Origin of the sequence: Aliidiomarina indica (assembly GCF_015354615.1) — a bacterium.
Taxonomy (GTDB): Bacteria; Pseudomonadota; Gammaproteobacteria; order Enterobacterales; family Alteromonadaceae; genus Aliidiomarina; species Aliidiomarina indica.
This window is the reverse complement of sequence record NZ_JACAVQ010000001.1, coordinates 828,441-853,838: the sequence shown is the minus strand read 5'-3', so window position 1 is coordinate 853,838 and position 25,398 is coordinate 828,441. Positions and strand designations below refer to the sequence as shown.

General features: G+C 50.2%; 25 protein-coding genes. 21 read left to right on the top strand and 4 right to left on the bottom strand.

Features of this window, described 5'->3' with window-relative positions:
* Positions 1-34 precede the first annotated feature (34 nt).
* Positions 35-2,359, top strand: coding sequence for an acyl-CoA dehydrogenase (locus HXZ99_RS03880; protein ID WP_194755940.1), 2,325 nt, complete (start codon positions 35-37; stop codon positions 2,357-2,359).
* Between the two features lie 65 nt (positions 2,360-2,424).
* On the opposite strand, the gene HXZ99_RS03875 is transcribed toward HXZ99_RS03880, so the two are convergent.
* The gene (locus tag HXZ99_RS03875) at positions 2,425-3,762 is read right to left on the bottom strand and encodes a S41 family peptidase (protein WP_194755939.1); all 1,338 of its coding nucleotides are present in this window, start codon (positions 3,760-3,762) and stop codon (positions 2,425-2,427) included.
* Positions 3,763-3,979: 217 nt separating this feature from the next.
* Here HXZ99_RS03875 and nagZ point away from each other — a divergent pair, with 217 nt between their 5' ends.
* Positions 3,980-4,990, top strand: coding sequence for a beta-N-acetylhexosaminidase (gene nagZ, locus HXZ99_RS03870; RefSeq protein ID WP_194755938.1), 1,011 nt, complete (start codon positions 3,980-3,982; stop codon positions 4,988-4,990).
* A gap of 44 nt (positions 4,991-5,034) precedes the next feature.
* Here nagZ and queC read toward each other — a convergent pair whose 3' ends face one another.
* Positions 5,035-5,709: a 7-cyano-7-deazaguanine synthase QueC gene (gene queC, locus HXZ99_RS03865; protein ID WP_194755937.1), complete on the bottom strand. Its 675-nt coding sequence runs from the start codon at positions 5,707-5,709 to the stop codon at positions 5,035-5,037.
* 92 nt (positions 5,710-5,801) lie between these two features.
* On the opposite strand from queC, the gene queE reads away from it, so the two are divergent.
* The 12 genes from queE (at position 5,802) to HXZ99_RS03805 (ending at position 16,558) form a co-directional block, all read left to right on the top strand.
* Positions 5,802-6,518 carry a 7-carboxy-7-deazaguanine synthase QueE gene (gene queE, locus HXZ99_RS03860; RefSeq protein WP_194755936.1) on the top strand — a complete coding sequence of 239 codons (717 nt, stop codon included), beginning with the start codon at positions 5,802-5,804 and terminating at the stop codon, positions 6,516-6,518.
* An 85-nt stretch (positions 6,519-6,603) separates the two neighbouring features.
* Positions 6,604-6,882: a Flp family type IVb pilin gene (locus HXZ99_RS03855; protein ID WP_194755935.1), complete on the top strand. Its 279-nt coding sequence runs from the start codon at positions 6,604-6,606 to the stop codon at positions 6,880-6,882.
* A complete protein-coding gene (locus HXZ99_RS03850) occupies positions 6,857-8,098 on the top strand; it encodes a hypothetical protein (protein ID WP_194755934.1) in 1,242 nt (413 codons plus the stop codon). The genes HXZ99_RS03855 and HXZ99_RS03850 overlap by 26 nt, the downstream gene beginning before the upstream one ends.
* On the top strand, positions 8,095-8,733 hold the full coding sequence (locus tag HXZ99_RS03845) for a hypothetical protein (RefSeq protein ID WP_194755933.1): 639 nt from the start codon (positions 8,095-8,097) through the stop codon (positions 8,731-8,733). The genes HXZ99_RS03850 and HXZ99_RS03845 overlap by 4 nt, the downstream gene beginning before the upstream one ends.
* Positions 8,727-9,374 carry a hypothetical protein gene (locus HXZ99_RS03840; protein ID WP_194755932.1) on the top strand — a complete coding sequence of 216 codons (648 nt, stop codon included), beginning with the start codon at positions 8,727-8,729 and terminating at the stop codon, positions 9,372-9,374. Before HXZ99_RS03845 ends, HXZ99_RS03840 begins: the two co-directional genes overlap by 7 nt.
* Positions 9,371-10,132: a CpaB family protein gene (locus HXZ99_RS03835; RefSeq protein WP_194755931.1), complete on the top strand. Its 762-nt coding sequence runs from the start codon at positions 9,371-9,373 to the stop codon at positions 10,130-10,132. Before HXZ99_RS03840 ends, HXZ99_RS03835 begins: the two co-directional genes overlap by 4 nt.
* Positions 10,114-11,418, top strand: coding sequence for a pilus assembly protein N-terminal domain-containing protein (locus HXZ99_RS03830; RefSeq protein ID WP_194755930.1), 1,305 nt, complete (start codon positions 10,114-10,116; stop codon positions 11,416-11,418). Before HXZ99_RS03835 ends, HXZ99_RS03830 begins: the two co-directional genes overlap by 19 nt.
* Entirely contained in the window at positions 11,415-12,671 is a 1,257-nt protein-coding gene (locus tag HXZ99_RS03825) for a CpaF family protein (protein ID WP_194755929.1), read from the top strand. Before HXZ99_RS03830 ends, HXZ99_RS03825 begins: the two co-directional genes overlap by 4 nt.
* Positions 12,643-13,530 carry a type II secretion system F family protein gene (locus HXZ99_RS03820; protein ID WP_194755928.1) on the top strand — a complete coding sequence of 296 codons (888 nt, stop codon included), beginning with the start codon at positions 12,643-12,645 and terminating at the stop codon, positions 13,528-13,530. Before HXZ99_RS03825 ends, HXZ99_RS03820 begins: the two co-directional genes overlap by 29 nt.
* Complete coding sequence (locus HXZ99_RS03815) at positions 13,527-14,084, top strand: type II secretion system F family protein (protein WP_194755927.1); 558 nt, start codon at positions 13,527-13,529, stop codon at positions 14,082-14,084. The genes HXZ99_RS03820 and HXZ99_RS03815 overlap by 4 nt, the downstream gene beginning before the upstream one ends.
* Positions 14,085-14,427: 343 nt before the next feature.
* Positions 14,428-14,880, top strand: coding sequence for a tetratricopeptide repeat protein (locus HXZ99_RS03810; protein WP_194755926.1), 453 nt, complete (start codon positions 14,428-14,430; stop codon positions 14,878-14,880).
* Positions 14,870-16,558 (top strand): hypothetical protein, encoded by a 1,689-nt coding sequence (locus HXZ99_RS03805; RefSeq protein ID WP_194755925.1) that lies wholly within the window; start codon positions 14,870-14,872, stop codon positions 16,556-16,558. The genes HXZ99_RS03810 and HXZ99_RS03805 overlap by 11 nt, the downstream gene beginning before the upstream one ends.
* Positions 16,559-16,566: 8 nt before the next feature.
* Here HXZ99_RS03805 and smpB read toward each other — a convergent pair whose 3' ends face one another.
* Positions 16,567-17,040: an SsrA-binding protein SmpB gene (gene smpB, locus HXZ99_RS03800; RefSeq protein WP_194755924.1), complete on the bottom strand. Its 474-nt coding sequence runs from the start codon at positions 17,038-17,040 to the stop codon at positions 16,567-16,569.
* 130 nt (positions 17,041-17,170) lie between these two features.
* On the opposite strand from smpB, the gene HXZ99_RS03795 reads away from it, so the two are divergent.
* The 3 genes from HXZ99_RS03795 to sixA are packed head-to-tail and all read left to right on the top strand — an operon-like array spanning position 17,171 to position 18,517.
* Positions 17,171-17,623: a type II toxin-antitoxin system RatA family toxin gene (locus HXZ99_RS03795; protein WP_194755923.1), complete on the top strand. Its 453-nt coding sequence runs from the start codon at positions 17,171-17,173 to the stop codon at positions 17,621-17,623.
* Positions 17,624-17,629: 6 nt separating this feature from the next.
* Positions 17,630-18,007, top strand: coding sequence for an RnfH family protein (locus HXZ99_RS03790; protein WP_194755922.1), 378 nt, complete (start codon positions 17,630-17,632; stop codon positions 18,005-18,007).
* A 3-nt stretch (positions 18,008-18,010) separates the two neighbouring features.
* A complete protein-coding gene (gene sixA / locus HXZ99_RS03785) occupies positions 18,011-18,517 on the top strand; it encodes a phosphohistidine phosphatase SixA (protein WP_194755921.1) in 507 nt (168 codons plus the stop codon).
* A gap of 4 nt (positions 18,518-18,521) precedes the next feature.
* Here the strand turns inward: sixA and smrB are convergent, their stop codons facing one another.
* Entirely contained in the window at positions 18,522-19,085 is a 564-nt protein-coding gene (gene smrB / locus HXZ99_RS03780) for an endonuclease SmrB (RefSeq protein ID WP_194755920.1), read from the bottom strand.
* A gap of 110 nt (positions 19,086-19,195) precedes the next feature.
* On the opposite strand from smrB, the gene prmB reads away from it, so the two are divergent.
* The 4 genes from prmB (at position 19,196) to HXZ99_RS03760 (ending at position 25,383) form a co-directional block, all read left to right on the top strand.
* Positions 19,196-20,137, top strand: coding sequence for a 50S ribosomal protein L3 N(5)-glutamine methyltransferase (gene prmB, locus HXZ99_RS03775; protein WP_194755919.1), 942 nt, complete (start codon positions 19,196-19,198; stop codon positions 20,135-20,137).
* A gap of 32 nt (positions 20,138-20,169) precedes the next feature.
* A complete protein-coding gene (gene aroC, locus HXZ99_RS03770; protein WP_194755918.1) occupies positions 20,170-21,255 on the top strand; it encodes a chorismate synthase in 1,086 nt (361 codons plus the stop codon).
* A gap of 15 nt (positions 21,256-21,270) precedes the next feature.
* On the top strand, positions 21,271-22,497 hold the full coding sequence (locus HXZ99_RS03765; protein ID WP_194755917.1) for an MFS transporter: 1,227 nt from the start codon (positions 21,271-21,273) through the stop codon (positions 22,495-22,497).
* Positions 22,498-22,587: 90 nt separating this feature from the next.
* Positions 22,588-25,383, top strand: coding sequence for a S9 family peptidase (locus tag HXZ99_RS03760; RefSeq protein ID WP_194755916.1), 2,796 nt, complete (start codon positions 22,588-22,590; stop codon positions 25,381-25,383).
* Positions 25,384-25,398: the final 15 nt, after the last annotated feature.

Below are 25,398 nucleotides of genomic sequence, written 5' to 3'. Positions count from 1 at the left end.
TGCCTTTCCAATGGTTATTGTTCGGAGTGTCGCTATGTTGTTTTTGCTGATTTTACTCGTCGCCGCATTGGTCGTATTTGGCGTACCGGATATTCGCCGGAGCCTGATTTCGCGCCCAATTTTTAAGATTTTCAAGCGCATTCTTCCGCCTATGTCGGCAACAGAACGCGAGGCCATGGAAGCAGGCGATGTATGGTGGGATGCGGAGCTATTCTCCGGGCAACCTGATTGGCTTTCGTTGCTGGCCACCAAACCACCGGTTTTAAGTGCCGATGAGCAAGCATTTATTGACGGGCCGTTAGACGAACTTCTCACGATGCTGGATGATTTTGCCATCACCCAAGAGCATCGTGATCTCCCACCGCAAGTGTGGACATTTCTGCGCAAACATAAATTCTTTGCGATGATTATTGGCAAAGAATATGAAGGATTGGAGTTCTCGGCAGCCGCCAACTCTTACATCGTCACCCGAATAGCGACGCGTTCATTAAGCGCCGCGGTGACAGTGATGGTGCCAAACTCCCTGGGTCCCGGCGAGCTACTCAGCCACTACGGTACTCCCGAACAAAAGAAACGTTGGCTTCCTGCGTTAGCGCGGGGTGAAGAATTGCCATGTTTCGCTTTAACTGGGCCGGAAGCAGGCTCTGATGCAGGGAGTATTCCTGATCGTGGGGTCGTGTGTAAGGGCGAGCATGACGGTAAAGAAACCTTGGGTATTCGCTTGTCTTGGTCAAAACGCTATATCACCTTGGCCCCGGTTGCGACTGTCCTTGGATTGGCGTTTAAACTAGACGATCCCGATGGCTTGATTGGCGATAAAGAATCGCTCGGCATAACCTGTGCTCTCATTCCTACTTCCCATCCGGGCGTAAAGATTGGTGACCGTCATTGGCCATTAAATCAGGCCTTTATGAATGGCACGACATCAGGTAAAGACGTATTTATTCCGCTCGATTGGATTATTGGTGGACTTGATTATGCCGGTAAAGGCTGGCGGATGCTGGTGGAATGTTTGTCGGCAGGTCGCGGTATTTCGTTGCCTGCGTTAGCCACTGCAACATCTCATACCGCACAGCGTTATACCGGTGCCTATTCTTATGTACGGCAACAGTTTGGATTACCCATTGGTAAGTTCGAAGGGGTGCAAGAAGCTCTAGGGCGGATTGGTGGTTATAACTACAGCATGGAGTCTACTCGTCGATTAACGGTAATGGCTCTTTGCGAAGGGTACAGTCCGTCGGTGATTACCGCGATCACCAAATACCACCTCACGGAGATGGGTCGACAGGTGATGAACGACGCTCTTGATGTCCATGCAGGTAAGGGCATTCAAATGGGGCCGCTGAATTATCTCGCTTCGGGCTATCAAGGGATACCTATCTCCATTACCGTGGAAGGGGCGAATATTTTAACGCGTAACCTAATGATTTTTGGCCAAGGTGCCACGCGTTGTCACCCGTATGTGTTGAAAGAAATGGAAGCCGCAGCTCGGGAAGATGAAGAGCAAGGTTTGCGCGAGTTCGACGTGCTGTTGTTTAAGCATATTGGTTTTGCGGCGGGTAATAAAATAAGTACGTTCTGGCACGGAATTACCGGTGCCCGCTTTGCGAATGCCCCGGTGAGTGGTGAAACTTTGCGCTACTACCAACAACTCAGCCGTATGAGTCGTGCGTTGGCGCTTTGCGCGGATGTGTCGATGCTCACGCTAGGGGGCGATCTTAAGCGCAAAGAGATGATTTCGGCGCGTTTAGGCGATGTATTAAGCCATCTGTACATGGCGTCGGCGGTATTAAAACGCTTTGAAGATGATGGCCGTCAGCAAGCGGATCTACCCTTTGTGCATTACGCGGTGACCATGCACCTGCACCATATAGGTCAGGCATTTATGGGCTTCTTCCAGAACTTTCCGAAGCGATTTCTGGCGCTGAGTTTACAATTCCTCGTATTTCCTTTTGGCAATCGTTACAAAATGCCCGTAGACAGTATTACGCAGGAAATTGCCGATACCATGATGACACCGGGCATCACGCGCGAGCGTCATACGTTCTTGAGCTACTGGCGCGATGATGAAACTGACGTCACGGGTCACATGGAACTGGCGTTCATAGCAATGCACGAACTGGAACCTGTATATAAGCGCATTCAAAAAGCGCAGCGGGCAGGGGACCTCGATGGTGATCTGGCGGGCGACGCCTTAGCCGAGGCAGCATTAAAAAGTGAACTGGTGACAGAAGAGGAAGCGGAGAAATTGACGCGCTGTGAGCGTTTGCGTATTCGAGCAATTGCCGTGGATCGGTTCTGCCCAGAAGCGCTAAAAGAGGGTAAGTTCAAACCCCTTGATGCGCTTTCTGACGACTAGGCATTGGCGACAACATCATAAAAAAGCTCCCGACTAAGGGAGCTTTTTTGATCGAAATATCCGCTTTAATGACGGGTTTCGAATTTGGTTAGTATAGGATCTTGGGTTAACGGCAAACGCTCAGCCTCAATACTCATTAAGAGTTCATCGTGCGCGAGCGCGCCCATGGCACCACAACTACCGTTCTCGATATGGTGGAAGGCCGTTGCCAGCAATGGATCGCCACTATCGCCCCAGTCACCAACAATGGTATCGCTTGCCGCGCAGGTCACTGGCAAGCCATCAAAGTAATCGCCAAATCCCGCGGAGTTTACGGTTTGGAAGGTAATGGCGTAAATAATCTTGTCACAGATTTGAGTGGGCTGCTGACCTACGGGTTTACCGCAGGTAGGCGCACCAATGGTCACCACTTCGATATGGGGATCGAGTGAATTAATGACCAATTCTGATGAAGAACAGCTTTGTTGGGTTGTCAGTACGTAAACGCGATTCACGTTAAGACGTTCAATGCCTGGACCAAGATTAAATAGTACATCTTGATCATTGAAATTGTCGTTGTACTGGAAGGTGACAAAAACTTCGTTTTCCACCGTGTTCCATGCCGCTTGTGAGGCTAGCTGGTTGGCAACGCGCACCAAACCACCACTGTTGTAGCGCAAATCAATGACTAGTTCATCGACACCAATGAGTTGGTCAAAGGCGTTGTTCAGATCAACTTCAGAGCGTTGCAGGAAACTATCAAAAACGAAGTACCCTACGTCTTTGTTGTCTACTTGGAAGCGCTCGGTAGCCATAACGGTATTGGTTTCTACTTGGGTTTTACGCACAATTTCACTGCGCTCTGTGCCATCCGGCTCAACCCAATCAATACGCCGCTCAATGCCGTCTTCATTCGGACCGAATACATCGGTAAAGGTGGCCGTGCCGGCAGAAATACGGCTAAACCATTCCGCCATCGACACGTTTTCAACCGCTGTGATGCGATCGCCACGATTCAAACCGGCTTGTTCGGCGGGTGAGTTGGCATACACATACCGAATCTCAATCACCCCTTCATCGACATTGTCACGCCGTCCAAAACCAAACCCGAAAAACACCGCATCGACAAAGCGATCACGATATTCTTGTTCGGTTAAAATAAATGAAAATATATCTTGTGGCGCACGCAGAGCATCTAACATTGCGTAAATCGAGTTGTAGTTATTCGGATTCACATTTGTTGGCATATCCGTATTCCACAAATAGCTCCGCTCCATAAAGGTTTTCAAGCGCTGATTTTGCGCTGAAACAGAGCACTGGCCATTGTTTAGAAGTGGGCTTTCACCGGTAAATGCACTTTCTGTTCCACCGCAGGCCACCAGCAGAAACGGAAGGGCAAAAGCGAATCGTTGATAGTTACGCATAGGTCTACTCTCTACAGTACGGCTTTTTTAAGATACGATGCACAAACTTGCTCGGATTACTTTGAGCGCAAGACACAGCACCATACCTATTTGATAACGTCAGCTTAACATAAGTTCAGAATAGTTACTTTTATGCGGCTTGGGAATGCTTAATGTTGTCTTTAATTCGTAAAATTTTGTTTCAAAAAGAAGAATGTAACCAAGGAGAGCTCCCTAAATGGCCGGATTGATCATTGATATTCCCGGACTGCAATTGACCGAGAATGATAGAACCATGTTGCAGCATCCCGCGGTGGCTGGCGTGATTCTGTTTACCCGCAATTATGAGAGCCCAGCGCAGCTGATTGAGCTGACAGAATCGATTCGTAAAGCAGCGAATCGAGAACTCATTATCTGTGTCGATCATGAAGGTGGCCGGGTACAACGGTTTCGCGGTGAATTTACCCAAATTCCAGCGATGGCAAGCATACGCAAGGCCATTGCGAATCCTGCACAGCAATCAGTGATCGCCCGTGAATTAGGTTGGCTTATGGCGTCGGAGTTGCTCGTTTGTGGGGTTGATCACAGCTTTGCACCCGTCCTCGACATCGAAGGGGAGAGCACGGTGATTGGCGATCGGGCATTTTCAAGCAACCCTGACGAAGTGGTGCTTCTCGCCCACGCGTTTATTCGTGGCATGCACGAAGCGGGGATGAAAGCGACCGGGAAGCACTTCCCCGGGCATGGCACAGTGGTGGCCGATTCCCATGTGGACATCCCCGTAGACGAGCGCTCGTTAGATGAGATTTTGGCATTAGACGGCAAGGTGTTTGCCCACTTAGCGCCACACATTCAAGCGGTGATGCCAGCCCATGTCATTTATCCCCAGGTCGCCCCTGAACCGGCAGGATTCTCAAAACGTTGGCTGCAAGAAATCTTGCGCGAGCAATACGCCTTTGATGGTGTGATCATTAGCGATGATTTAATGATGGCCGGTGCCGTGGTAGCAGGAACCGTAACGCAACGGGCGGAAGTAGCAATCGAAGCCGGCTGTGATTTGCTATTGGTATGTAATGACCAAACGGCAGCACAAACGGTGCTTGATACGGTGACCTTCAGTGGCGACATTCAGCCCAGTATCGATGCGTTGCGCGGCAACGTAAGCAGCGACGGATTGGCACAACTACGTAAAAGCCAACGTTGGCAGGAAGCTACACAGCTGTTGGAACGCTTAAAAACACCTAGCTAAAACATGCGATGCACAAGCATAAAGCAGGCCCTTGGGCCTGCTCTTTAGCTATTCGCGGGCGTTTCGTATGGGATTGGATCTGTTAAACCAAGGGCAGCGAATGCTTGCAAGCGCTCCCGACAGGCGCTGCACTTGCCGCAGGCTTGTTCACGGCCGTTATAGCAGGTCCAGGTTTGGCTGTAGTCGAGCCCGAGGGATAAACCATCCCGTAGAATATCGATTTTTGATTGATACAGGTAGGGCGATACCACGGGGATGGCCTTGTAATTGGCAAGCTGGCTGACCTGATTCATAGCTTCGACAAAAACCGGTCGGCAATCAGGATAGATATCGTGATCGCCAGAATGAGCACCGTAATAGACCTCATCGGCGTCAATTGATACCGCATAACCAATTGCGAGCGATAATAAAATCATATTGCGATTCGGTACGACGGTTGCTTTCATATTGCCTTCTGCGTACTCCGCATCGGGCACATCAATGTCACTGGTGAGAGCGGAACCAGAAAGCAACTCGTTCACAGCGCGGATATCAACCACTTTATGGGATATACCTAGATTTTTGCAGACGTTCGCTGCGTAATCCAGCTCTTTGCTGTGGCGTTGACCATAATGAAATGAGAGAGCATGTACCTTTAATCCATCGGCAATGGCTCGGTTTAATACGGTAAACGAATCCATACCACCGGAGTAGATTACAACTGCAGATTTTTGCCCCATGCTTACACACTCTTGTATACTGTTGTCTTGCGCTCAGTGTACCCGAATCACCCAATTGAAAGAAAGAGCAGACCAACAGCGATAGGAGTTCCATGACAGATTTATCCCTTAGTTCAGCGGTGGCGAGCTACGCCTGCGGCGTATACCCGGTGAACGAGCTCTTTGAAACCATTCAGGGTGAAGGTGTGTACACCGGCCAACCGTCGATATTTTTACGCTTGCAAGGCTGCCCGGTAGGCTGCCCCTGGTGTGATACCCAACACACATGGAGCCTTGAGCAAAGCGACGCGGCTTCGTATGGTGAGGTGATTGCTAAGACAGAGCCAAGCCCGCGCTTCGTTGTGTTGAATGCCGACCAAATTCTTGAAAAATTCAAGCAGCGAGGCTTTACCGCCAAGCATGTCGTTATTACCGGTGGCGAGCCCTGCATGTACGATTTAAATCCGCTTGCAGAAGTACTCGAGGCGCAAGGTTATCAACTGCAAATTGAAACTAGCGGCACCTTTGCCATAAAAACCAGTGCCAATACGTGGGTGACTGTATCGCCTAAGCTCGATATGCCCGGCGGTTTAGTTGTGTTGCCTGAAGCGATGGCCCGCGCCAACGAAATTAAGCACCCCATCGCCATGGAAAAGCACATCGAAGCGCTTGACGAATTGCTTGCTCGTTGCCCGGTATCGAAAAACACGGTGATCGCGCTACAACCCATTAGCCAACGTCCTCGGGCCACCGAGCTAGCAATTAAAACCTGTATCGAACGCAACTGGCGCCTGTCAGTGCAGATGCACAAATATTTGGCGATAGAGTAAAAACAGCCTCGCTTATTGCGCTTTAAGCATGCGACACCTAGCCTAAGATATACCGATTTCATGGCGTTAACAGGGAGTGTGTCGCATGAATTTTTCATATCAACAGCGTCGTTCTATCCGTGGTCAGGGCATGACCGAATATATTGTGATACTCGCATTAGTAGTGGTGGCCGCTATTGGGGTCTATTCCTATTTTGGTAAAGCAGTGCGCCATCAAGTAGCGGGGGTCGCTCAGGAAATTTCAGGGCAATCTGCGTCGCAACAACTTAATCAAGCGCGCCAATCTGCCAATGCGGCGTCAAATCGAGCCAATCGCGAATACAATCTCAGCAACTATGATGATGCCACCAATTCGGGCAACTAAGGCTCAACATGGCTACATCTTGGTTGCCGCAGCCTTGTTGCTGACTGGCTTTGCGTGGGCTTTGTTTACGCTTACCAATCTTGCCCGAGGCACCCAGCAGCAAACCGAGATCCAACATGTGGCTGATCATACAGCCGCAGCTCTTGGCATTATTGCTGCTCGGGATCTTAATTTTAAGGCGGTGACCAACCGAGCCATGCTGGCTAATGAAGTTGCTATCGGACAGGCATTGGCGCTACTCAGTTGGTATGAGATGGCACGCATGACAAGTCAGCGATTGGCGGCATATAGCGCTTGGATACCCTATGTAAATACGGTTTCTGCGCATTTAGCTCGCACGATGCAACAATTGCGTGTACCGATCACGTCCGGCGTCAACGCTTATGTAAGATTTCAACAAATAGTGATTCAAGGGATTGAACACGCCCAATGGACATTTCATCAAGCGGCGTGGCTGAGTAGTGTGATGACTGCCCATCATATAGCCGAGTCGAGTCACTTGAAACTTGAGCTGTTCTTGCTAAATCACCAAACTTTAATTGACCTACAAACACTTTGGTTTCGTTTTCAGAGTCGAAAGGGCGGCACTGAGGCACAACAGGATTACCTGCGGATGGTACAAGATAGTCGCGATGGATTTACCCGAGCGCGCACCTATCGCTGGTTTGATACTGGGATGATTTACGCGCAGAAAGCCGGCGGTACGGACGCAAAGGCTAGGTTAGGTCAGGTTCATTGGCAATCTATCGATAGCTTGAGCCTACATCAACGCGCTTTATTCTGGCGCATCGAACACCGGCTCGGTGGCGGTGGTAGTTTTATCGGTAGTCGTCCGCCCATGAGTGGGCGCCCCGCGGGCTTTGGGGATAGTTATCAGCGCAATCGTCGAGCTAGTCATGAAGGAGCACGTCTGGCACGGAGTTCCGGAGGAGGCCATCGAATACCTCGTTACTATGAAATAAACGATGCGCGTGATACGCAGATTACGGTGGTCCTTCGCTCCCATGATGGAGATCTGAAGTGGGCTGCTAGTCGCGCCAAGGTTTATTTCTCTCGACCTCAGGCACTGTGGCCAAGGCCAGAGGGTATGCAGGAACGCGCAAATTTGTTTAATGCCTTGTGGCAATCGCGCTTATTGGCGGTGCCTGAATATGAGCTGCTTATTCTCGCTTCGCAAGTACATAGCCACAGTCCAAGGAGGGAAGAGGCGATATGAAACCAAGCCAAGGAGGGCAAGCTTTTATTGAACTGAGTGTCGTTATTAGCACAACGGGTATTTTGTTGGTGCTGTTTTTGCCACCTATCCATCAGGCGTTGCAGGAGCGCTACGTAGACGCTCAGCGCTTGCAGATCGAACTTGCTGAAGCGCCCTTACGCAAACGTTTTCAATTGCCTGCGCGCGATGAAACGTGGTGGCGCGAGCACAATTTAGAACCTTCTCAAGGTCGACTTAAAACACTCAGTAATGATGCAGATTACCCTTTTGCACAGGGGATTTCCCCAGTCTGGTCGCTGTTTGCGTGGCAATCAGAGTTCTCACTGCCCCTCGATACTGCGTATACAGCAACCCTCAGTGGTTTGGACAACGAGGGCTTGGCTAATGGTGAGGTATATCTTCAGTTTAGACGTATCCATCACGATTGGAGCCCCGAGCATGTAACGCAATTATCCGGCCGTCCACGTTCACTGACGGCCACTGCGGCATTACATGATCTCGGCTTTCATTACGTGCAACAGGTGGTGAGCTGGCTGCCTTTCGCTCGTGAGTTCGCGCCTAACCAACTTCAACTAGGGTATGTGAATTCCTTGGTAGTACCGAAGGATAGGACGTGTAGGGGGACTGAATGTTGAACCCGATATCCTACTTGGCCTGCTATCTCACCGGGCTTTCTTTGCTCTTGAGCAACGTGTCTTTGGCTGCGGACGAATACGCCGGATCGTCTCCTTATTATTTGCCAAACGGTAGCGCCTACGAGCAGGTACTAGCGCCAACCGAAACTTTTGGCCTATCGGTGCGCAGCTGGCGACTTCTCCAGCGCTGGGATGAAGCCGAGCGATTGCTGCGCAGTATCAAAGATTGTTTGACGGTATTAGACCAACAACTAAATCGACTCGATTGCATCACCGCGACCGATATTGTGACCTTGCAATACAGAGAAGGAGAGGTGCTTTGGAGTGAAAGTCATCTGGTCGATTCCGACGGTCTTTTTAGTAATGACCAGTCGCCATCGGTGGGCCTGCAAATGTGGCGCTCACAATGGCCGGGAACTGTGATGGAAACTCGTATTGAGAAGGGGCCGTTAATCTCCGTGTTTAAACGGTATGAGCGACTGTTTGATGATGCGAGTCCTTGGATGCTGTATGAGGTATTTCGCGGCGCTTTTGTGCTGCAAAATCGGCTTGTCAGCAATGGTCAGAAACTAACAGTACAAGGTTGGGCGTTAAGTTCGGGAATGATTCAATTGCTGATCATGTACGAGGACCTCCCATGAAGCTAGTGATGGGGAAAAAGTTTTGGTGGCCACTCGCGTTAGGCACGCTTGCTGCGCTCTTTGCGTGGTATTTGCTTGGCCAATATCGGACCGACTTAGAAACACGTTTTGTACAGCTTATGGACTCCCAAGAGCAGGGAACAGTTTGGATTGACGTCGTTGTCTCAAGAGTGCCGTTACAGGCCGGAGATACGCTGGAATTAGGCGTCCTACAATACCGAAGGATGGATGCGTCGATGGTGCCGGTAGGGGCTATTTATCCGGAAGAGCTGTCTATAGTGTTCGGGCAAACCATTACGCTTGCTGAGCACGAGCAGATTGCGCCGGGGCAGCCGTTGCAGTGGTATCAGCTTAGCGGCACGGACGATAATCCCGATGAGCTACTTCCGGCGAATCACACCCTACTTACCCTGGCCATTCAGCCAGAAGATAGTCATATCGGACTTTGGTCAGTCGACAACTATATCCAAGGGTATCAGCAATGGGATTCCCGTATGCGCAAAGTTGGCCGCCCCTTTCTTATCTACGCACTAGACGGCGAGCGGTTGCCCAGAGCAGATGAATCCATCACTCCTCGCCATGTCACTCTACTGCTTTCTATTCACGAGGCGTTGCAGCTTGCTAGTGCCGCGACTCAGGCGCCGTTGCGTTGGTTTCTAGTTCATCGGGATGAACAACACTTACCAACAATGGTGACACCACCTCAATATATTCAACGTTTGGTACCTCAGGGGGAAGCATGTTTAAACGCTTGCTAGCGAGCATGTATTACGTGGTCTGCATCAATGGGCTGATAGCAATCCTCCCCGCACAGGCAACCGAACTGGACACCACGATTTGGTTGGAACTGGGGCAAATTCACATCGAGGCTTTAGCGCATGAACCGTTGCGAATCGCTATTGCGGATCCTGAGGTTGTTGACGTTCAACTTAATGATGCAAACGAGTTCGTGTTTCTACCGACGGATTTAGGTCAAAGTGATGTATTTTGGTGGCTACCGACCGAACACATAGTAAAACGCCGCGTTCAAGTTCTCCCGGCTGGAAGTAAGGGGTTGGTAGACTTTCTACGCGCGGAGGGCGCACCTGAAAATCAACTTCAGATGGTTTGGCAGCAAGGGGCTTTGGTGCTGGAAGGGAGGGTAACCGAGCAACAATTTCAAGCGTTGCAGGGGTTACAAAATCGCTATACCTATTTAGATCTCAGTGCACTAACGGTGACAGCGGCAGCCATCGAAATGCTGGAACTTGAAGTTTATGTGGTCGAGCTGAGTCAGCGCTTCCTTCGTAACACGGGGATCGCGTGGGATGGCTCGATGCAGGGACCTAGATTCCGGATACTCTCAGATTTGTTCGGTCACGCTGAATTAGGTCCATTGCACAACGAGTTTCCTGCAACTTCAGCGCGTCAAAGAGGATATTTAGGGTGGGCAGGTAGCCTAGAATCGACGCTACAACTACTTCAAGAACGTGGTGAAGGACGTGTTCTGGCCAAACCACGGTTACGTGTTGAAAGTGGTGCCGCTGCAGATTTTCTTGTGGGAGGAGAACTACCGATTCCGCAAGTAAACGCACAAGGTCTAACCGATGTGACCTTTAAGCCCTATGGCATTCGCTTGCAGATTGCGCCCACACTTCTTTCATCCGGTTGGATTCGAACTGAAATTGCTTCCGAGGTCAGCCAACCGGATTCATCGGTTGCCGTGCAAGGAATTCCAGGGTTGCGCAGTCGAAGAGCATCGACGCAAGTTACAAGTGCGCACAACGACACCGCCGTGATTGCGGGTCTCATTAGCAGGGATGAGTTTTCAGGGGGACGAGGTTTACCCGTACCGAATTCGGCAGCCGCGCGGAGCGGGCTAACCGGTGAGCGTTCGACACAGCAGTTAGACACGGAACTCGTGGTGTTTGTGACCGCACGGCGTTTAGCCGCTTACGAAGCTGAACAAGCTGAGATGCGTGATGCGTGGCAAGAGTTAAGGCGGCGCTTCACCACGGTTGGCTGCAATGGAATGGTATTTTCGTCGGAGCAGGGAGCACTATGATGGAACCTTCTGAATCGATTTTAACGGCGATGTTAGCCCACATTGATCAGCATATTCAGCAGCATCATATTTCCTTGGAGCGCATGTCGGATGATGCAATTGCAACGCTTTTTACGCAGCTTATTGAACAACGTATGGGCGGGCACTCAGGGGCAGCGGATTTAGTGCAGCAAGTGTTGGATCAAATGTTAGGGTTTGGACCGATTTCACCGCTTCTAAGAGACAATTCGATATCGGAAATCATGATCAATGGTTATGAGCGAGTGTTTGTTGAATCGGCCGGACAGGTACGACAAATTCCCTCGGAGTTTACCGACGATCATGCATTGCGCCAGGTGATTGACCGTATGTTGCATCCGCTTGGAAAGCGAGTGGATGAGAGCAGTCCTATGGTGGATGGGCGGCTCCCCTGTGGCTCGCGAATCAATATAATTATTCCGCCGCTCGCAGTGTCCGGTGCTACCGTTACCATCCGTAAATTTAATCAGCAACAATGGGATCTTTCGGATCTTGTAGCGCTCAAGAGTATGTCGTCGGAAGTAGCTCAAATGCTGCAATGGGCGGTTCAGCATAAGCAAAATATCGTGCTTTCCGGAGGCACCGGTAGCGGAAAGACTACCCTGCTGAATGCGCTTGCCCAGTCGATCTCAAGCCAGACTCGGGTGATTAGTATTGAAGATGCAGCTGAACTTCTGCTTCCTTTGCAACACTGGGTTCGCTTGGAGTCACGTCCTGCAAATCAAGAGGGAATAGGGGCAATATCGATTCGACAACTGGTGATGAACGCTCTGCGCATGCGCCCCGATCGAATTATCATTGGGGAATGTCGAGGCGGTGAAGCCCTCGATATGCTGCAGGCAATGAATACGGGGCATGCGGGATCGATGACAACCTTGCATGCAAATTCGCCCAGGGATGCATTGCAGCGCTTGGAAACCATGGTTCTCATGGCCGGATTCGAATTACCTATTGCAGCCATACGTCAACAAATTAGGTCGGCAATACAGTTTGTTGTGCAAATTGAACGCACCGGAGATGGTGTGCGTCGCGTCACCTGTGTTACCGAGATCACCGGCATGATCGGTGATGTGATTCAAACATCGGAGATTGTCTGCTATCAGCCAAGACAAAATCGGTATGAGTTCAGTGGCGAAATGCCGAATTTCGCAAAAGAACTCAACCTAGAACAACGCCAGCAATTACAACGAATGCTCGCGATTGAAGATGCGCGAGAGCCCTGCGATGTTGCCTGAATCGGTGTTGGCATGGCTCACTGCCGGATTGTTTGCTCTTGCGGCTATCACGTGGGTGTATTGTTTTATTTTATTAAGTGCGCGTATTCAACATGATTATCAGCAGGAATATGTGCAAAAACTACAGCGTAATCTTACGGAGCTATGGCTCTTTATTCCTTTACAGCAGTTGCTGGCGCTATGGCTTCTCACCAGCCTGTGTGTTGTGGTCATTTTATTTGTTCTAAATGTGCACTGGGGATGGATTTGTGGTGCCTTGCTGCTGGTTACTGTGACGCCGGGGTTGCTTCTGCATGGGTTACGCCGCAGCCGGCGGCACACATTTTTAAAGCAATTACCCGACGCGCTGATGCTCTTGGCCAATTCGGTGGCCACGGGTGCCAGTTTACAGCGCAGTGTTGAGTTTGTGAGCCGTGAAATGCCGCCGCCGTTAGGGCAGGAGTTCTCACTGGTAGTTCGGCAATTGCGCCTCGGACAGTCTATTCCGCTGGCTCTACAGAGCTTGCACCAACGGATGCCAAATGGCGATGTGCAACGGGTTATTCTTACTCTGGAATTAACCCAACAAGTTGGCGGACAACAAGCGAGAATTTTGCGCCGTTGTGCGCAAAGCTTGCGCAAGAAGCTGAGCTTGCAGCAGCGCATTGAAAGCATTAGCGCACAAGGACGATTACAGGGCAAAGTCATGTCGTTTCTGCCACTCCTTTTGGTGGTTGTGTTCGCGTGGATGGAAAGTCATGCCATGAGCATGCTGCGGGAACACCCGGTTGGATGGGCGCTGATATTTTTATTAGTGCTGTTGCTAGTTCTAGGCCAATGGTGGATTGCCCGATTGGTGAAAATTACGGTGCCTTTATGATGACGCTGTTACTGATGACCGTGTTTGTGGGGGCCAGCTGCTATTGTTTGATCTTGACGACATTTATGCAGCATCAGCGTGCTCGCGTTCAGCAACGTCAGCACATTGAATCGGTTTATTTTGCGTTACCGACGGGTCTTGATCTAGTCGCACTCCAATTAGCCGTAGGCGCCGGACTGGTAACCGCGCTCCAACGCATCGGTGAGTTTTTTCCGACGCAGCCCTTAGGGCAGGAATTCGCACGAATCTGTCGCCAGATACGTTCGGGCACGTCTTTAGAACATGCGCTCAAGCAATTTCGTGAACGCATCCCGGGGCCGCAAACAGCACTCTTTGTCGGCGTTCTATTGCAAGCACAACAGCAAGGCGGCGCTATCGTGGATTTATTGACACAGCAAGCGGATAGTTTTCGTGCCGACATTGCAGAGAACGTGGAACGTAAGGCACAAGAGTTGCCTGTAAAATTATTAATGCCCTTGGTTGCTCTTATTTTTCCAGCAACTCTTATTCCGGTTGGCGCTGTACTTGGCGCCAAATTAGTTTGGGGCCTGTAGTGTTGGCGACCACTCCATATCAAATTTTCTATGCGAGCACTTGGTACGCACGTTTATGGGGATGGCATCGAAAAGGGCTATGTCATGGGGTTTGGTTGTATCCCTGTGCCTGCGTACACACATTTGGGATGCAGGAAATGCTGACATTGATTTGGCTCGACGCTCAGGGTGAGGTGCTGCGTAGGGATTTACAAGTGGCACCTCACCGTGTGGTCTTTTGTCGCGGAGCACAAAGCGTATTGGAAATTTCTGGGAAGGCAACATCAGCCCAGTGTGCAGCCATTGACGTGGCACTTGAGGTTTCGCGGGTCGTTAACTTCTGTAAATGAGCAAAGGAATGCTGATGAACTTAAATATTTTACGATGGAGTGGTTTGATTGCTTGTGTCTTTTTCCTCGCAGGTTGTGCGAGCACGGGAAACAAAGTTATCTCGTCACAGCAACCTATCGACACCCTAGAGAGGGCGGCGCGACTTGCTTATGACGCCGGTGATTTTTTATCGGCGGAGGCCTATCTGCACCAACTACTGGAGCATGAACCGCGATTCGCGGAAGGTTGGTTTTTACTTGGAAATTTACATTTGCGGCAGCATCGTTTTAGCGCCGCCCAGCGAGCTTATGAATATACACTCAACCTCGCGCCAGATCACGCTTTGGCGTGGCATAACCTAGCCATTACCCAGCTTCGCATTGCCACGGCAACCTTGATTGAATCACGGCAACAAGGGCCTCTGCATCAGCCTGAATTGCTCGAATGGCTACTCAATCTCCAAGGCGCCGTCAGCTATGAGTTGTAGCAAAGAGCTACGCGGCTTTGGCTTGATTAGTATTATTATTGCCATGTTGGCAATAATGACGGCTGCGCTGGCGTATATCGGATTTATCCATCAACGTATTCAGCAACAGCATAGCGAAGCCTTAGTAGAAACATTGCATCGAACGCGGTTGAGCGCCGTTCATTACTTCCAAACCTATGGGATATGGCCAAATCGTGACGAGCTCACCCGTCTCACTCATGTAGGCGAGTACGTGCTTGATGTCGAGGTTCGTTATTCGCCGTCGTATCTCATTCGTGTGCTTTTGCCCAATGCCGAGCGCAGTCACAAAATACAGTCGAATTTACCAGGTACGGTTGCTCAAGGCCCTTGGTTAGATATGCAAATGCCGACTGCAGACACGCTCGAGAGCCTTGCTACTAGTCCATTCCTTATGCGATGGCCGTTACACAGTGCAGCACCATCGGTTATGCAGACAGATTTAGCCATGCGTGGGCATCATATAACTGACGCAGGCATGGTTGCTGCCGGCGAGATTTGGAGCAGAGGGTGGCAAAGTGAGGGTGCAGAGGCGACAGCAACGCAGGCTAGCCTCAGTGAATTAAATTCAGTGGCTACCCTCACTCTGACAAACACGCAACTTCATGGCAATCATGGATCCATCGGTGAGCTGCGGGGTAACGGTGGAGTATTTATGGGTGTTGATGTGGCGCAGCAGCTACAGGCAAGGTTTTGGCAGCAAGCGCAGCTGCAGAGCAATGAAATGACAGGGGGGCAGGGCGACACACGGCTATTAATGACGCAAGTAACCGATGCCGAGGCGTGGCAGGGAATGTCGCTTGAAAGCCAAAATTTGTCATCGCACGCGCTGCAGCTAGATAGCCTGCAATCGCACTTCTCCAACGTGGACGAGATTCATGCTGAACAATGGCAATCACAAGCCTTGATAAGCCTGGCAAGCGACGCTTCTAATGTGCAGACGGTTGAAGCCCTCCTATCGACGATGACAACGGCCCGTGAACTCTATGTGCAACATGGAGTGGGTGATGTGCTGGATACACACCTTCAATCAGCCATTGGTTTATACCAGCAACTAGACGCCTGCTGGTATGGTCATGGCTGGTGTCGACCTGCCGAAATTCCGGAATTGTCCTCGATTCAATGTGTCGATTGCACGCAAACTGCCGCGGAGGGTTTATTTCAAGGGCGAGTGGAGTTTCATGTAGGGACTTGTTTGCACGGTTGTCGCCTGACTATCGATGCAGACTGGGCCACGCAAGCGACTTGTGTGCCAAACACTATTGATATTGCGCAAAGCGGTCATGGTCAGTGCGCATTTGAGCGTTTTTTGAGTGCTGGTGAACGGCTAAGTGAAGTGGCCACGATAGCCGTTTCTAGTGACAAAAACGTGAGTGTAAAGCAGGTTATTAGCGCGGATATCGATTGGCACACCCCTTTACAGTGCCAAGCCACAAACTTTATGTTTGCAATTCAAGGGGCTAACCCGGAAGCGAATGGCCTGATAACGCTGCCGCTCACCGACGCTGGCATGATGGCGAGCAACGAAGACGTTGGTGGTATCAACTGTAATAGAGACTATCACTTCAGCCACTGGCGCTGTTCGGTATCGGGGTTTTGCAGCGAGCAGGGGACATGGCAGCAGGTTTCTGGCGAATGTATCTGCAACTATGCCGATTAATCTCGAATCTAACGCACCTTATGCTTCATCATGCGCTCTTTCTCGCGGGCCCACTCGCGGTCTTTTACTGTATCGCGTTTGTCGTGGTCTTTCTTCCCTTTGGCAAGATAGATTTCCAGTTTAACCCAGCATTTTTTCCAGTACATGGCGGTTGCCACGATGGAGTAGCCTTCGCGTTCTGATTTACCGATCAGGGTATCGAGTTCGCGCTTCTTTAATAGCAGTTTGCGTGTGCGATCCGGGTCGCAGACCACGTGCGATGAGGCCTGATTCAATGGCTGAACTTGGGCCCCAAGCAGGTAGGCCTCACCATTTCGGATGATCACGTAACTGTCAGAAATATTTACCTTTCCTGATCGAATACTTTTCACTTCCCAACCTTCAAGCTGCACGCCTGCCTCGAACTTATCTTCGAGGAAGTATTCATGACGGGCTTTTTTGTTGAGTGCGATTGTGCTTGGCAGTTTCTTTTTTGCTTTCATGGCGCGTATTATACGCATCAGTAGCGCACAGAAAAGAAAAATCACAAAAGATGCAGGGAAAGCCTAGAAAGGTTAGAATGCGGCACTTTTCCACAGACGCAAACTTTCGACCGAAAAGAGTAGTTGCCCGATGCCACAAATAGAACGCAGCGCCTTAGTTTCCTATAGCTGTCGACAGATGTTTGATTTAGTCAATGATGTTGCCGCCTATCCGGAGTTTGTTCCCGGGTGTGTTGCTGCGCGCATTCTTGAAGAATCTGAGCAGCACATGATTGCCGAGCTATCCATTAGCAAAGCGGGCATTCGGCATGCGTTTACCACGAAAAACACCTTAGTGAGCGAGCACCGTATTGATATGGAGCTGGTGCAAGGCCCGTTCAAACGCTTAACCGGCGGTTGGACATTTAAGGAGTTGGCGCCTGGCGCGTGCAAGGTTACGTTGGAGCTGCAGTTTGAATTTTCGAGTAAATTGCTCCATTTTGCCTTCGCAAAAGTATTTAATGAAGTAACCTTAAGAATGGTCGATGCTTTTGCGCAGCGCGCAAAGCAAGTTTACGGAACGGATGCAACAACGTCGGGCTAATTGCGAATGACTGATACCATGATTAATGTTGAAGTGGTGTATGGCACTCCTGAAAAGCAGAAAATTCTGAGTGTTTCTGTCGCTCAGGGGCTTACTGTTGCCCAAGTCATAGAGCAGTCTGGCATCAAGAAATACTTTCCCGAAATCGATCTCGATAAACAAGCCGTTGGTATTTGGAATAAAACCTGTAAGCTAACGGATGTACCTCGGCAGGGCGATCGAATTGAAATATATCGTCCCCTCATTGCTGATCCGAAAGAAATACGACGCCGCCGTGCTGAGCAAGCAAAAGCTGAAGGCCGTGCGGACAAAGTTACTGGTGGGCGGCCGGATCGAAAACGACGCGAAGCAGATACGGACCCCACGACGAGCGATGAGTCTTAAGATATGAAGTTGTTTGTGATGCGCCATGGTGATGCCCTGCCTTCGAAATTTGAGCACGGCAAGCTACAAGCGGATGAAGCACGAGAACTGAGTGCCATGGGTCGTGAAGAAGTGGTGCGGGTCACAGAGTGGCTTCAGCACAACTACCCAAAAATCGATTTAGTGATCGTGAGTCCTTATATCCGCGCGCTGCAAACCTGGCAACAGGTTGAAGCGGAAATTGCGGCTGAAGTGGTCGAGATTTCATCTGAAGTTACTCCAGAGAGTGACCCTGAGGCGTTTGCAGGTGCTTTGTTGGCGCGATTACAAATCGAACCTGCGGAAACCGTGTTAGTGGTTTCCCACATGCCATTTGTTTGTTATTTGGTAAGTTACTTAGATACCTCGGTACAACCTCCCTTGTTTCCTACCGCAGGCATTGCCGTGATTGATGTTGAACCCTTGGCGATGTTAGGGCGTTTAGAGTCATTGCAAGCCCCGACTGCACGTGTTGATGGCTTGCTTAAGTAAGCCGTTACTCAGGCACTCGCAACAACACCAATAATGCGCCCTGACCACCCCATTCGAGGGGGGCCTGATGAAAGGCGCGTACATCGGGATGTTGCATCAGCCAAGCGGGGACTTGCTGGCGCAAGATGCCGTGACCAATCCCATGAATCACATTTAAACAGTTTAATCCTTCATGCATACAGACTTGAATAGCCTCAACGATTTCACGGCGGGCCTTAATTCGTGTGTAGCCATGTAAATCGAGCACCATACCTGGGGCGAAGTCGCCACGGCGTAATTGTTTTGCAAGATAGGGTGCATCGCTATCGGCAACCCAAGCTAAGGTGCCTTCCGGTAATGCGGGCAAAAAATCATCGGAGAATGGATCTGTGGCGGTAAGCCGTGCTTGTGCTTGAGCATTGCGGCGACGCGCAATAGCCGCTCCATCGCTTTGCTTTACCGGCTTATTTTGTACGCGATCATCTTCAATGGGCTGAATATCACCGATAGCGTCACGGAAAAGGGCGCGATCCTCGTCACTTATGTGTAAGGATTTACGTGCTTTTTTTCTAGATTTCGGTGAGTTCATAGTGAATTATTGATGATGCTCCTGTTCAGGTAGGTATAATAGGGAATTAAGCGGGTGAAAAATACCCTTTGCCATTGAAATACGACCCTTCGTTCAAAAAGGAGCGCCTTGTGACCCACCAAGTTTCTCAAGTCACCGATGATTTACTCACCATCGCCGATTGGCAGCGCTATATCACGTCAGCGCTACATGGTGCTGATGTGTATTTTGGTCACGGTGCCGCAGACGGTTGGGAAGAGGGCTTGTTGCTCCTTTCCGAAGTGACGTCTTTAAGCTTTGATGAGCTTCATGCAAATCGCGATTGTCGCTTAACCTTTGAAGAAAAAAGCCAGTTGGCTGCTTTGGTGGCACGTCGTATTCGCGACAAAGTGCCGGCGGCGTATTTAGTGCATAAATCATGGTTCGCAGGATTACCTTTTTATGTGGATGAGCGGGTATTAGTGCCGCGTTCGCCTATTGCCGAGCTGATTGAGCAGTCCTTCCAACCATGGTTAATGCAAGAGCCTGAACATATTCTCGATCTCTGTACCGGTTCAGGCTGTATTGCAATTGCCTGTGCCTATGCGTTCCCTGATGCTCGCGTCGATGCAGTGGATATTAGTACCGATGCATTGGCTGTTGCGCGCATGAACATTGAAGAACATGCCTTAAGTGATCGGGTCGAAGCCATTGAATCTGATGGTTTTGATGGCCTGCAAGGGCGTGTGTATGATTTGATTGTCACCAATCCACCCTATGTGGATGCAGAGGATATGGACGATTTACCGCCAGAATACCACCATGAGCCTGAATTAGGGTTAGCGGCAGGTAACGATGGCTTAGATCTCGTGCGCAAAATACTACGGGATGCCCCGCAACACCTGAACGAAGGCGGTATTTTAATCTGCGAAGTAGGTAATAGTATGGTACATATGCAAATACTATGGCCGGATGTACCTTTTGTTTGGTTAAGCTTTGAACGCGGTGGTGATGGCGTTTTTGCGATTAACAAAGAGCAGCTTGAACACCACGCGGCGTTATTTGTAGACGCAAACGACGCGAGCAATACATAAGAATACACTGATAGTCAGTGACGGGAGCACAGATGAGCGCCAACACCTTTGGGGAGTTATTTCGGGTAACTACGTTCGGCGAGAGCCATGGTCCGGCTTTAGGTGCGGTTGTGGATGGCTGCCCACCGGGGATTGCCATAGATGAAGCGCTTATTCAGCGGCAACTAGATCGCCGTAAGCCCGGAATGAATCGTTATACCACGCAACGCCGTGAAGACGATGCAATTAAAATCCTCTCTGGCGTATTTGAAGGGAAAACAACCGGAACGCCTATCGGTTTGCTCATCGAGAACACCGACCAACGCAGCAAAGATTATTCAGACATAAAAGATCTGTTTCGCCCCGGTCATGCAGATTACACCTACGCCCATAAATTTGGCCACCGGGATTACCGAGGTGGCGGCCGCTCTTCAGCACGAGAAACAGCTATGCGTGTGGCAGCAGGGGCAATCGCTCAGGCATGGTTGAGTGAGCAGGGCATTTCTATTCGCGGTGCGATGGTGCAAATGGGCCCTATTCGGGCCGAGCAATATCAATGGGATTCTGTGAACGACAATGGTTTTTTCTTTCCCGACCCGGATAAGATCGATGCTCTTGATGCCCTGATTCGTGACTTAAAGAAAGACGGCGACTCCATTGGTGCTCGTATTCGTGTTGAAGCTCATGGCTTGCCTGCAGGTCTCGGAGAGCCGGTATTTGATCGTTTAGATGCGGATTTAGCAAAAGCGTTGATGTCGATTAATGCTGTGAAGGCGGTAGATATCGGCGACGGTTTTGCCGTGGTTGAGCAACGCGGTTCAGAGCATCGGGACGAGATGACACCCGACGGCTTTTTATCGAATCATGCGGGGGGTGTGTTAGGGGGAATTAGTACTGGCCAACCATTAACTGCTGAAATTGCTTTAAAACCCACATCTAGTATTCGCATTCCTGGGCAAACCATAAATGCCAAAGGAGAACCTTGTGAAGTTGTCACCAAGGGTCGCCATGATCCCTGCGTGGGTATTCGTGCAGTGGCTATTGCCGAGGCCATGATGGCTCTTGTGGTGATGGACCACATGTTACGTCAGCGCGCCCAGAACGGTGATGTGGCGGTATCCACACCGACCTTGCGCTAGTTTAGCGGGTCGGCTATGTCTCCATTTTCTGCGCAACAAGAACCTGCGTTTGCACGCCAATGTCGCCGCTTAAGTTGGTCTTATTTCGGCTACTTTGCAGTGCTGGCGCTGCTCGTTCCCTATCTAGCGGTTTACCTTGATGGTTTAGGATTTGATTCTCGCCAAATTGGTGAACTGATTGCGCTGTCCACGATTTGCCGCATTATTGGCCCGCCAGTATGGGCTGGGCTGTCGGATCGTGCTGGCAAACTGCTCCCGGCGATTCGCCTTGGCGTATTTGCGTCCTTCGTTTTACTGCTGTTTATGACTCAGGTTTCAAGTTATTGGAGTGTGGCCATTGGTCTTGGGCTGATTAGCTTTTTTTGGTCCGCTATTTTACCTCAGTTAGAAGTGGTGACCTTAAGCTCCCTAGGTGCCCAGCATCAGCTTTATAGTCGCATCCGTTTGGGGGGCAGCTTAGGCTTTATTGTGGTTGCGTTATTTGCTGCGGAACTGCTTGCTTGGGGCGGCTATCAGGCCTATCCATGGTTTGCCGCAGGCTTGTTAATTCCGTTGGCGCTCATGAGTTTGCGCTTGGCGGAGCCTACCCGAGAGGTGGCCACAGCCGAGGAAGCACCGAGTGATGCATTCTTTCGCCGTATTCGCCGTAAACCTTTTTTGCTTTTTATGTTTTCCAGCCTTTGTTTGCAGATGAGCTTTGCGCCCTTTTATGCGTTTTTTGCGTTGTATTTGGACCAATTAGGCTATGCGCCTATGGCCATAGGTGCCCTGATTGCCCTAGGGGTGGTGGCAGAAGTTGGCATGTTTATGATTGCAGGGCGCTTGTTGGTCCGTTTTTCGGTATCGCGAATCATTGCGGTATGCTTAGGTATTACCGCATTGCGCTGGTGGCTGCTTGGCCACGTCGCGGACGTCATCCTGTGGTTGTTGTTGATTCAGCTGATGCATGCGTTTAGTTTTGCTTTACATCATAGTGCGGCGATTCGTTTCCTTCATCAGTACTTTCCGACTGCCCAACATAGCCGCGGACAAGCGTTGTATGTAAGTATAGGGATGGGTGGCGGTGGCGCCATGGGGGCTTGGCTTGCGGGCTTATCGTGGCAGCAAGGCGATGGTGCGACTACCACCTTTATGGTGGCAGCGGCCCTTACTTTTGTAGGGATGCTTGCTGCGCTTGCCATGCCAAGAGAACCAAGAGAACCACGAAAATCGAGGGTGCGAGGGAGTGCGCCAGTAAGCTGATCGTTCAAGTGCCTTGTATCCTCGTTAGATGGCGTGGATTCAGGCATGGATGGCAGCGATAATGGGGAAAAACTAAGACAAGGTGATTTCATGAAGCGATGGTTTAAACACAGTCTCCCGTACGGAGCCATGCTTGCTCTGAGTGTCGGCCTCAGCGCACCTCTTGCCGTGCAGGCAGATCAAGCGCGTCCATTAGCGCTTACCGATATTATGCAGTTCCGCGAAATTGATCAGCGTCAGATCAGCGATACCGGCAATACGCTCGCGTTCGCAGCGGTACCTGATTACGGCGATCGGGAAGGCATGGTTGTGCGCGTAGCTGACGGAACTACCATTTCTATCGCGAGTGCCCATGAGCCTAAATTAAGCGCGGATGGCAACTGGGTGGTGTTTACCCGGCAACCAACCTTATTGCAGCGCGAACAGGCACAATCACGTGAAGAAGAACGTGCGCTATATCATCATGCGGTATTAGTGGATGTGCTCAATGCGAGCAAACGCGAATTTAAGCAAGTAAGTCAGTCTGCGTTTACGGGCGATGGACGCTTCTTGGTGTTGCAGCATGATGAAGATTACAGCAAAGAAAACGGGAGTGAAGAAGGTCGTCTATTACGTTTGATCGATCTACGCACCCATGAGCAAACACTGATTAATAATATAACGCACTTTGCAGTGGCCCCAGAAGGCTCGCGTTTGGTCTATCAGCAGCAAGCGGTAAACAAAAGTGAGTCTGACTCTGAAAAAGAAAAAGAGAATCCCAGTATCTCATTGGTTATGTACGATACAGCACAGCATCGCGGTACGGTGCTGAAAGAAGTGACCGATGAACAACTCAGCAACTTTAGCTTCGCGCCAAATGGCCAGCGTCTCGCATTTCACGTTTCCGCCAAGGAAAGCGATTACCAAGAAACTCCGCAAGCGCTTTGGCTGTGGTCTGCCGGTGAAGGAACGCAGCAGTTAAATGTTGCGAGAGAAGGCTTTATTCTGTCTGAACACTCGCCGCAGCGGTGGAGTGATGACGGCGAACGCTTGTTTGTGGGGCATCGTCCAGCACCTGAGAAAAAAGCGGAGTCTGTGGGCCGTCCTGAAAGTGCCGAAGATTTGTATAACCTAGATCGACTCTTAGCCGATCGCCGCTTGCAGGTGTGGCATGGTGACGACGATATGATTATCCCTCACCAACGCCAATCGCAACGAAATTTAAACCGTGCTACCGCGCTGTCGGTCTGGCATTTAAACGACGATAAACTAGTTGTTCTCGGTGACGACGTACGCGAAGCCATGTTTGCAACGGATCATCCTACCGCGTTACTCGCCCGTGATTCGCAACCTTATAGCCGTGCGATTACATGGGATGGGTTTTATCACGATCTTTATTACGTGAGCCTAAACGATGGTTCACGACAAAAAGTGGCAGCGGGTTTGCCATCTTTCGAGCGCGGCTCGTTATCACCTGATGGTCGTTACGTAGTTTTTGTCAGCGATTACAAATTACATGCATTCGACAGCGAAACCGGCTCTACCTATCAAATTGGTAGCAACGTTGAAACCTCATGGGTTGATGAGGAGAATGATCGGCCGATGCAAGCGGTGCCTTATGGTGTCGGTGGCTGGCATGCAGATGGAAGTGCGGTGTGGGTATATGATCGCTTTGATATTTGGCAGGTGCCAGTAGCGCGCAATGCCCAAGATCAAGCGGTGAATCTGACTCAGATCGGTCGCGCAAACAATCATCAGTACCGAGTGTTAGATACAGACGATTTAGATGTTATTAATATTGCTCAACCGGTACTCTTACGCGGCTATAACGAGCAATTGAAAACCTCTGGATTTTATCAATTAGCGCTAGCCGAAGACGGCTCAGCACAGCTAGAAACCTTGGTTGAAGGTGAGAAAACCTGGCGTTTTATTGCCCGCACAGAAGATAAATCACAGATTTTTTACACGGAAGAAGATTTCCGTACCTTCCCTGATGTTTGGGTGGCGGATGCGCCGCTACAATCACCGCGCCAACTCACAGAGGTGAACCCACAACGTCACGAATTTATCTGGGGTAATGCGGAGCTAGTGGAGTGGGAGTCGACCCACGGTGAGCCGCTGCAAGGTATTCTCATAAAACCAGATAATTACGATGCAAATCGTCGTTATCCTGTATTGGTGTACTACTACGAGAAATTCTCTCAGCGTTTGTACAACTGGAACCAGATGCGCGTGAATCATCGTCCGAATTTCCCATTTTATCTGGGACAGGACTACGTGGTATTTCTGCCTGATGTGCATTTCCGCATCGGTGCGCCCGGACCGAGCGCAACAGAATCTTTGTTGCCCGGCGTTGAGAAAATCATTGAAATGGGTGTTGCCGATCCGGATGCGATTGGTCTGCACGGGCATAGCTGGTCAGGATATCAAACTGCGTTTGTCGTGACCGAAACAGATATGTTCGCTGCGGCAGTTGCAGGAGCGCCAGTTTCCAATATGACCAGTGCTTATAGCGGTATTCGCTGGGGTTCAGGCTTGGCTCGTCAATTCCAGTACGAGAAAGGGCAAAGTCGGTTAGGGGTGAGTATGTTTGAAGATCTCGACCCTTACATTAAGAACTCACCGGTGTTTTTTGCGGATAAAATCAACACGCCTATGTTGATTCAATTCGGCGATAAAGACGAAGCGGTTCCTTGGGAGCAAGGAATTGAGTATTATTTAGCATTGCGTCGCTTAGATAAGCCGGTGGTCATGCTGCATTACGAAGGTGAACCCCATCATTTGCAGCAGTTCGCGAATAAAATTGATTACACCATTAAGATGCTGGAGTTCTTCGATTACCATTTGAAGGGTGAAGAAGCGCCAAATTGGTGGACCGAAGGCTTAGAGTTTCAAGTGTATGATTAGGAGCAACTTCGACTG